At 73.1% G+C, this 7746-nt stretch carries 8 protein-coding genes; 3 read left to right on the forward strand and 5 right to left on the reverse strand.

What is annotated here, in order from left to right; translation table 11 throughout:
* Positions 1–132: 132 nt before the first annotated feature.
* Positions 133–2046: an IPT/TIG domain-containing protein gene (locus AB0J72_RS20015; RefSeq protein WP_363400709.1), complete on the reverse strand. Its 1914-nt coding sequence runs from the start codon at positions 2044–2046 to the stop codon at positions 133–135.
* 106 nt (positions 2047–2152) lie between these two features.
* Between AB0J72_RS20015 and AB0J72_RS20020 the strand changes: the two genes are divergently transcribed.
* Positions 2153–2815, forward strand: a complete 663-nt coding sequence (locus AB0J72_RS20020) for a hypothetical protein (RefSeq protein ID WP_363400711.1) — start codon at positions 2153–2155, stop codon at positions 2813–2815.
* Here AB0J72_RS20020 and AB0J72_RS20025 read toward each other — a convergent pair.
* The 3 genes from AB0J72_RS20025 to AB0J72_RS20035 are packed head-to-tail and all read right to left on the reverse strand — an operon-like array spanning position 2812 to position 5283.
* The gene (locus tag AB0J72_RS20025; protein ID WP_363400713.1) at positions 2812–3900 is read right to left on the reverse strand and encodes a hypothetical protein; all 1089 of its coding nucleotides are present in this window, start codon (positions 3898–3900) and stop codon (positions 2812–2814) included. The genes AB0J72_RS20020 and AB0J72_RS20025 overlap by 4 nt on opposite strands.
* Positions 3897–4391, reverse strand: coding sequence for a SigE family RNA polymerase sigma factor (locus AB0J72_RS20030; RefSeq protein WP_363400715.1), 495 nt, complete (start codon positions 4389–4391; stop codon positions 3897–3899). Before AB0J72_RS20030 ends, AB0J72_RS20025 begins: the two co-directional genes overlap by 4 nt.
* A gap of 49 nt (positions 4392–4440) precedes the next feature.
* A complete protein-coding gene (locus tag AB0J72_RS20035; RefSeq protein ID WP_363400717.1) occupies positions 4441–5283 on the reverse strand; it encodes an SDR family oxidoreductase in 843 nt (280 codons plus the stop codon).
* Positions 5284–5363: 80 nt separating this feature from the next.
* On the opposite strand from AB0J72_RS20035, the gene AB0J72_RS20040 reads away from it, so the two are divergent.
* Positions 5364–5732 carry a helix-turn-helix domain-containing protein gene (locus AB0J72_RS20040; RefSeq protein WP_344501268.1) on the forward strand — a complete coding sequence of 123 codons (369 nt, stop codon included), beginning with the start codon at positions 5364–5366 and terminating at the stop codon, positions 5730–5732.
* Here the strand turns inward: AB0J72_RS20040 and AB0J72_RS20045 are convergent.
* Positions 5729–6418 carry a hypothetical protein gene (locus AB0J72_RS20045; RefSeq protein ID WP_363400719.1) on the reverse strand — a complete coding sequence of 230 codons (690 nt, stop codon included), beginning with the start codon at positions 6416–6418 and terminating at the stop codon, positions 5729–5731. The genes AB0J72_RS20040 and AB0J72_RS20045 overlap by 4 nt on opposite strands.
* 92 nt (positions 6419–6510) lie before the next feature.
* On the opposite strand from AB0J72_RS20045, the gene AB0J72_RS20050 reads away from it, so the two are divergent.
* Complete coding sequence (locus AB0J72_RS20050; protein ID WP_363400721.1) at positions 6511–7530, forward strand: DUF1963 domain-containing protein; 1020 nt, start codon at positions 6511–6513, stop codon at positions 7528–7530.
* The last annotated feature ends 216 nt before the right edge of the window (positions 7531–7746 follow it).

Consider the following 7746-nt stretch of genomic DNA (forward strand, 5'->3'; position numbering starts at 1 on the left):
ACGCCCCATCAGACGATTCATCCGGGTGAGGAAATGTACTCATCTCGACAGCACCGGGATGCAACCTTCGGGACGGGCAAAGCCGTCCCGCCCCGGTTGCCCGGGTGCGGGACGGCCTTTCCTGCGGGTACGTCAGACCTTGTAGGTGAAGGTCGACGTCGTGGCAGCAGCGCTGGTGCCACCCTTCGTGATGACCTGGAGCTGGACCGGGCCCGCGGGGCGCGGCGGCAGGTACACCTTGAGCCTGGTCTCGGAGAGCCGGACGAACGAGACCGCGACGCCGTTGGAGGTGACCTTGTCGACGGCCACGAAGTTGCTGCCGGAGACCTCGACGGTCGTCCACGTCCTGGTGCCGCCGGTCGCCGGGGCCACCGCGGACACGACCGGCGCGGGCGGCGCGACGTAGGTGAACGGCGCCGAGACGCCCTCGACGCTGCCGCCGACGGTGGTCACCCGCACGGTCGCCTGGCCCGCCGCGTGGACCGGCATCGTGACCTTCAGCTGGGTGTCGGAGACCCGCTGGTACAGGGCGGCCACCCCGCCGACGCTGACCCCGGTGACGCCGCCGAGGTTGGTGCCGGTGACGACCACCGGGGTGGGCAGGTAGGTCGGGCCGCTGGTCACGCTCAGCGAGACGATGGTCGGCGCGGGCGGGTTGACGATCGCGAGCTTGTCGGCGGCGACCGTGGCGCTGATGCCGGACGGGGTCACGACCGTCACGTCGTAGATGCCGGGGACGAGCTTCGCGGGCACGGTGAAGGTGATCGTCGTCGGCGACAGCACCTTCACCTTGGCGGCGGGGTTGGCGCCGATGCGCACCGCGGTCGCGCCGTCGAAGTTGGCGCCGGTGACCGTGAGGACGTCACCGCCGACGACGGACGCGCTCGCGGCGCTGAGGCTCGTCACGACGGGCAGCGGCGGCTGGTACAGGAAGCGCGCCTGCGAGTTCAGCGTGCTGGCCCCGGCGGCGTTGACGACGGTCACGTCGACGGTCCCCTTGGCGTGTGCGGGCGACGTGGCGACCAGGCTGGTGACGCCGTTCGTCTCGACCTTGCGGAACTGGGCAATGGTCTCGCCGAACTTCACCGTCGTGGCGGTGGCCAGGTTGCCGCCGGTGATGGTGACCTCGGTGCCGCCGGTGATCGGCCCGCGGACCTGCGACAGCGTCGACACCGACGGCCGGGGCACGGTGACCTTCGACGGGGTGGTCACGCCGGAGACGGTGTACGCGGCCTGCACGTTGGTGTTGACGAACGCCCAGGCGAGGTGCGCGTCGCCGGCGGCACCCCACGCGGTGCCCCACTGGTTGCGGATCCACACGCCCTCGGCGTCGTACGCGTACGCGGTGACCATGTGCCCGCCGAGGTTGGCGCCGCTGGTCGTCTTGTAGAGCGCGCCGCCGGTCAGGTACATGAAGTCCTTGAAGACCGGCATGCCGATCGCGACCGGCGAGCCGGCGGCGATCGCGGTCTCGACCGCGACCTGCCCGGCGGTGCCCTGGCCCGAGCCGGTCCACAGGGTCTTCCAGCCGGAGACCTTGTAGTTCTTGGCGTTCGCGATCTCCGCGGCGGTCGGCGGGATCGTGTAGTTGGTGGTGCCCTGCAGGTAGTCGTCCTGGGTGTCGACGCCGTTGACGGTGGCCTCGGTCAGCGCCTTCTCCGGCGACAGGCCCGCGTTCGGCGCGCCGCCCTTCTGCACCGACCGCATGTAGAGGTACAGCGGCGCGTACGGGGCGCCGGTCCCGCCGTCGCGCTTCGCGTAGTAGCCCATGATCGAGTGGGCGATGGTCCAGGCGACGCACGAGCCGATCTGGCCCTGGTCGCCGACGGCCGGCAGGTCGGCCTTCACGCTCGCGCTGTCCGGCAGCGTCCCGTACACGCCGGGCTGCGACTTCGCGTTGACCCGGGTGGTCGGCTCGGTGAACCCGCCGACCTTGTGCGGCAGCGCGGCCGGGGTGACCGCCGCGGCCGCCGCCGGGTTCACCGCCACGAGGGTGCCGCCTGCCGCCATCAGCAGGCCGAAGATGGTGCGTGCTCCAGGGTGCATCCGTGCTCCTCGAGGGTCGGTGACCGCGACGTGCGTGCCATCGGCCCCGCCCTCGGCGGCATGAGACGTAATCGGAAAGCCCACCCGGCCGGTGTCCACCGGCCGGATGACACGCGCGCTAGGCTCCGGGGTCGTGCCGGTGATCGTGCTGCTCGCGGCGATGGGGGCCTTCCACGGCCTCAACCCCGGCATGGGCTGGCTGCTGGCGGTCGCCAACGGGGTGCAGGAGCGCAGCCGGGCCGCGGTGCTCCGGGCCCTCGCGCCGATCGCGGCCGGGCACGCCGCCTCGATCTTCGTGGTCGCCGGCCTGGTCAGCGCCCTGCAGTCGGTGGTCGCGACCCGGGTCGTGGCGATCGGCGGCGGCATCGTGCTCGTCGGCTTCGGGCTGTGGCGGGCGGTGTCGCGCCGGCACGTCGGCCCGCCGGGCCTGCACCTGTCCGCCGCGCAGCTGGCCGGGTGGTCGTTTCTGATGTCGAGCGTGCACGGCGCCGGCCTGATGCTCGTGCCCGTGCTGGTCGCCGACCCGCCGCCGGGTCTCGACCACACGCACACCCACGCCGCCTCGGCTCTCGGCGATCCGCTGTGGGCGGGCTTCCTGGCCACCGGCGTGCACACCGCCGCCATGGTCACCGTCGCCGGCGCGATCGCACTCGTGGTCTACCAGACGGTGGGGCTGCGGATCTCCCGGCTGGCCCGCGTCGACCTGGACACCGTCTGGGCGGTGGCACTGGTCGGCGCGGGCCTCGCGACGCTCGCCGCCTCCTACTAGAGGTCCGTGATCCGGAGCTCCTCGCTCAGCGGGTGCGCGCCGGTCGAGGGTAGGCGCAGCCACGCCACCCGGACGGTGCCGCCGGCCCAGCCCACGCCGAGCACGCCGGACCTCTCTCCCCGCGTGACGGGCGTCGTGCCGACCTTCCCGGTCGCGACGTCGATCCTGAACAGGGTCACGACCCCTGCGGGGTCGCTCAGCGCCACCGCGAGGGTGCGGCCGTCGGGCGAGAGCCGCATGACCCGCGTCGCCGCGCAGGGCAGGTATGTGGCGAACAGCTGCTTTCCGGTGTCCAGCGCGACGGCCCTCAGCCCGCATGACGCATGCGGGGCCGCGAGGAGCAGGCCACCCTGGACCGTCAGGCTGTGCGTCTCCCAGGAGGGCACCGGTTCGAGGCCCGTGAGCCGGTGCTCGGCACCCGTCGCGAGGTCGTGGGCCATGATCCGGCCGGGGGTGCGGTACAGGTAGGCGGTCGTCGCGGTGGCGCCGAGGAGCTCGACGTCCTGGCCCTGGACGCGCACCTCCCGCTGCAGGCCGACCTGCCCGCCGGCGTCCAGCACCAGCAGGCGGATCGCGAAGTCGCTGACGTCGGGGCCGTCCTCGCGGCTGACGCCGGGCTTGAGGTTCTTGCCGCCGAGGACCACGGAGCGGCCGTCGTCGAGCGGGACCCAGGCCCGGACGTCGTCGATGATCTCGGGGACGGGGGTGCCGTCCAGCTGCCTGTCGGCACCGAGCTCGTACAGCGCGCGCACCTGCGGGACCGTGACCTGGCCGCCGTTCTTGTCCGGCCCCAGCGCCCAGCCGGCGTTGAGCGGTAGGCGCTGCTTCGGTCCTAGGGTTTCCGGGGCGCTGTCGGCCTGCGTCGTCCTCTGCACCGCGAGCTCGACGGCCGGTCCGCCCGGATTGATCGCGACGACTGCGGTGATGGCCGCCGCGGCCGTCACGGCGACCGCCCCGAGCGCGGCGGTCGTCCTGCGCCTGCGGTTGCGGCGGTGCCTCCGCAGTACAGCATCCAGATCCGAACCCGCGGCGGGCACCGCATCGGCGGCGCGGCGGATCACCTCGGCGATGTCTCCGGTCGTCATCCCTGCTCCTCACCCAGCGACTGGCGCAGCTCGGCGAGGCCGCGCGCCATCCGGCTCTTGACCGTGCCCTCGGCGACGCCGAGCACGGTGGCGGTCTCCACGGTGGACAGGTCCAGCAGGACCCGGCAGACGATCACGGCCCGCTGCGGCAGCGGCAGCCGCCGCAGCGCGGCGAGGGCGCCGGCATGCGTGTCGGGCCCTTCCTTCACGCCGGCGACGGCGCCCGCGTCCGGGTCCGGATACGGCAGCGGGCGCTCCCGCCGGACCTTGCGCCACCAGGAGGTGGCCCAGTTGAGTCCGACGCGGAACGCCCATCCACCCGGGTTGTCGTGGTCACGGACCCGGCCCCAGTGGGCGTAGGCGCGTGCCATCGCCTCGTCCGCGGCCTCGCGGGCCAGCTGCGGATCGCCGAGGGTGACGGCGAGCGCGCGGTAGAGCCGATCGGCTTCGAACCGGTAGAACGACTCGAAGTCGTTGCTTGTCGCGGTCATGACTGGCGTCCCCACAGCACACACACGCCTGGGGGCGCCGATGCGTTCCCTAGCTCTTCAGACTTTTCAGCGCGGCCGCCACGGCGTCGGCGAGGGTCGTGGTGGGGCGGCCGATGAGCGTCGACAGGTCGGCGCCGGGCACGTCGAGGCTACCCGCGGCGATCGACGTGTCGGCCGCGGCCAGCAGCCGCGCGAACTGCTCCGGCAGCCCGAACCCGATCAGCGCCTGCGCGTAGTCGTCGGCCGGCAGGTCCCGGTACTCCACCTTGGTGCCGGACTGCGCGGTGACCTCGGCGGCGAGGTCGGCGAGCGACATGGTGGCGTCACCGCCGACCTCGTAGATCTTCCCCTCGTGCCCCTCGCCGGTGAGCACCGCGACGGCACCCTCGGCGAAGTCCTCGCGGGTCGCGGCGGCGACGCGGCCCTCGCCCGCGGCGCCGAGGATCACGCCGTGCTGCAGCGCGGTGGCCAGGCCGGCCGTGTAGTTCTCGAAGTACCAGTTGTTGCGCAGGAAGGTGTACGGCAGCCCCGACGCGACGATGAGCTCCTCGGTCGCCTTGTGCTCGGGCGCGAGCGGGTTCGCCGACGTGTCGGCCCTGGTGATGCTCGTGTAGACGATGTGGCCCACACCCGCCTTCACCGCGGCGTCGACGACGGCCCGGTGCTGGTCGAGCCGCCGGCCGGCGTCGCTGCTGGAGATGAACAGCAGCCGGTCGGTGCCCTCGAACGCCGGCACGAGCGTCTCCGGCTTGTCGTAGTCGGCCTTCCTGGCGTTACCGCCGGCCTTGGTCGTGTCGCGAACCGCGGCGATCGGGTCGACGCCCCGCTGCCTGAGCTGGTCGACGACCAGGCGGCCGAGCTGTCCGGTGGCGCCGGTGACGGTGATGGTCATGAGAACTCCCTCGTCCTGGTTACTCTCCCACAGTAAGCACTAACTTCTGGAAAGTGCAAACCTTGAGTTACCGTTGTCTCATGTCGTACGAGGAGCTGGTCTTCGACGTCTTCGCCAGGAACTGCACGTCGCGGCCCGTCATGGACACGGTCGCCGGCCGCTGGGGCATCCTGTCGATGGCGGCGCTGCTGGGCGGCACGCACCGGTTCAACGAGCTGCGTCGCCGCGTCGACGGCGTGAGCGAGAAGATGCTGTCGCAGACCCTCCACGCCCTCGAGCGCGACGGCCTGGTCCTGCGCACGGTGCAGAGCACGATCCCGCCCCGGGTCGAGTACAGCCTCACCGACACCGGCCGCCGGATCGCGACGAAGCTCATGGAGCTGATCGACCTCGTGGAGTCCGAGATGCCGGGGATCTCCGCCGCGCAGGCCCGCTACGACGCCCTCTAGCTCCCGGCGTGGGTCTCGATCAGGTCCGCGACCCTCAGCAGCGGCGCGACCTGCCCGGGGATGTTGTCCGGCGCGCCGATCCGCCCCTGGAAGAACGTCAGCAGCTCGTTGCCCTCGACGCTCCAGTCCGGCAGCCACCCGGCGACGTGCTCCGCCACGAGCTGGCCGCCGATCACCGCCCTGACCAGGCTCGGGTCGCTCGCGTTCACCCGGTACGCGCTGTCGAACGCCTCATACCCGATTGCCGTCGCCTTGTCCCCGAACAGCGACCGCCACAGCTTCGACCCGCCGCCCCGCTTGTGCACGGCCACCGTCGGCCGCGGCATCCGCAGCCGCACCACCACCGCGACATGATGGTGCGTGGTCGTCGTGGTGTGCGTCGTCCCGTTGGCATCCGTCGAGGTCGACGAGGTCGTGTGCGAATAGTCGGCAATGCTCACCGGGCGCCCGCCCACCGTCCCGAACAGCGCGAGCGACACACCCCGCCGGTTCCGCCCCGGCATCCGCCGCCCCCAGTCGACCTGCGGCCGCGCCACGACCTGCCAACCGTGCCGCTTCGCCCACACCCGCAGCGCCTCGAGCCGCTCCCGCTCGCGCCGCGCCGACACCACCGCCGTGACGACGATGAGCACGACCGCCACCCCGAAACAGGCGACACCGCCGATGACGATGGCCGAGGAGTCCATACATCCACGCTAAAGTCCCGGTGCCAGTTCCGCTTCCCGGCGCGACGCCACCTGTCGCGCCGCTTGTCCGCTCCGCCCGCGAGGTTCCCCGCATGCACCTGTTCGAGTCCCTGATCGAGCCGGCGGCTGCCCTCACGGTGATCCCGGAAGCCGCCGCGACCCGATCCCACCGCTACGGCGGCCTGCCCGGCCTGCCCCGCGGGACCGACTGGCCCACCCACCACGGCACCCCCATGGTGCTGCTCGCCCGCCTCGACTGCGCCGACCTCGCCGCCGTGCTCCCGGACACCTGGACCCTCCCCCGCACCGGCGAGCTGCTCTTCTTCCACGCCGAGCCCCCGGCTGCCGCCCGGTCCGGGCACTCCTCCACCGCCGACCAGTTCTCCGTAACGGGCCGGTTCAGGGACGGGCAGCCGTTCCCCCGCAACGATTCCGCCACCGGCCCGCAGCAGTTCTTCCGAGACGAGTCCTCCGCCGCGGGCCGGTCCGGGGACGCGCAGCCCTCCACCGCCGACCGGTTCAGGAACCCGCCGCCGTCCTCCCGCTCCCGCTCCCGCTCCCGCGACGAGTCCGCCGCCGGCCGGTTCGTCGGCGCACAGCCGTTCCCCGGCGAGGAGCGCTCCACCGCCGACCGGTTCGAGGACCTGCGGCCGCTCCTCCGCGACGGGTCGTCCACCGCCGCGGAGGGCCGGTTCGGCGACGCCCTCGACGACGGCTGCCGGGTCCTGCACGTCCCCGCCGGGCTGCCCCCGCGCCCCGCACCGCCGGGCACCTGGGTCGTCCCGCCGCTGTGCCTGGCGGCGGACCGGGTGGGGTCCGTCCCGCCGTACGACGCGCCCGCCCTCGCCCACGTCTTCGCCCTCGACCCGGTCGCCGCGATGACCGCCCGCGAACACGCCGAGGACACCGCCGGCCGGCCGCCCCGCCACCAGGTGCTCGGCTGGCAGCGGGACGCGTTCCTGCACCTGCCGGGCCTGTGCCCGCTCCTCCAGCTGGAGGCCGAGCCGGGCACCGCCTGGGGCGAGGTCGTCAACGTCTCCTTCTGGCTCCCCGAAGCCGACCTCGCCGCCGGCCGCCTCACCGCCGCCCGCCGCTACCTCGAGATCGCGTAACCCGACCGCACTGCCTCGCCACCGGTCCGCCTCACCGCCACGACCTCAAGGCCGCACCGCCGCCCGCCGCCACCTCGAGATCGCGCGGCCCGACCGGCACGCCCACGCCACCGGCCACCTCACCGCCACGACCTCAAGGCCGCACCGCCGCCCGCCGCCACCTCGAGATCGCGCGGCCCGACCGGCACGCCCACGCCACCGGCCACCTCACCACGT

The organism is Dactylosporangium sp. NPDC049742 (assembly GCF_040674675.1).
Taxonomy (GTDB): Bacteria; Actinomycetota; Actinomycetes; order Mycobacteriales; family Micromonosporaceae; genus Dactylosporangium; species Dactylosporangium maewongense.

What these genes read in the sequence shown, in the direction of transcription:
- AB0J72_RS20035 (WP_363400717.1), bottom strand. Translation starts at nt 5,283, where the DNA reads ATGACCATCACCGTCACCGGCGCCACCGGACAGCTCGGCCGCCTGGTC.
- AB0J72_RS20030 (WP_363400715.1), bottom strand. Translation starts at nt 4,391, where the DNA reads ATGACCGCGACAAGCAACGACTTCGAGTCGTTCTACCGGTTCGAAGCC.
- AB0J72_RS20050 (WP_363400721.1), top strand. Translation starts at nt 6,511, where the DNA reads ATGCACCTGTTCGAGTCCCTGATCGAGCCGGCGGCTGCCCTCACGGTG.
- AB0J72_RS20045 (WP_363400719.1), bottom strand. Translation starts at nt 6,418, where the DNA reads ATGGACTCCTCGGCCATCGTCATCGGCGGTGTCGCCTGTTTCGGGGTG.
- AB0J72_RS20040 (WP_344501268.1), top strand. Translation starts at nt 5,364, where the DNA reads ATGTCGTACGAGGAGCTGGTCTTCGACGTCTTCGCCAGGAACTGCACG.
- AB0J72_RS20020 (WP_363400711.1), top strand. Translation starts at nt 2,153, where the DNA reads ATGACACGCGCGCTAGGCTCCGGGGTCGTGCCGGTGATCGTGCTGCTC.
- AB0J72_RS20015 (WP_363400709.1), bottom strand. Translation starts at nt 2,046, where the DNA reads ATGCACCCTGGAGCACGCACCATCTTCGGCCTGCTGATGGCGGCAGGC.
- AB0J72_RS20025 (WP_363400713.1), bottom strand. Translation starts at nt 3,900, where the DNA reads ATGACGACCGGAGACATCGCCGAGGTGATCCGCCGCGCCGCCGATGCG.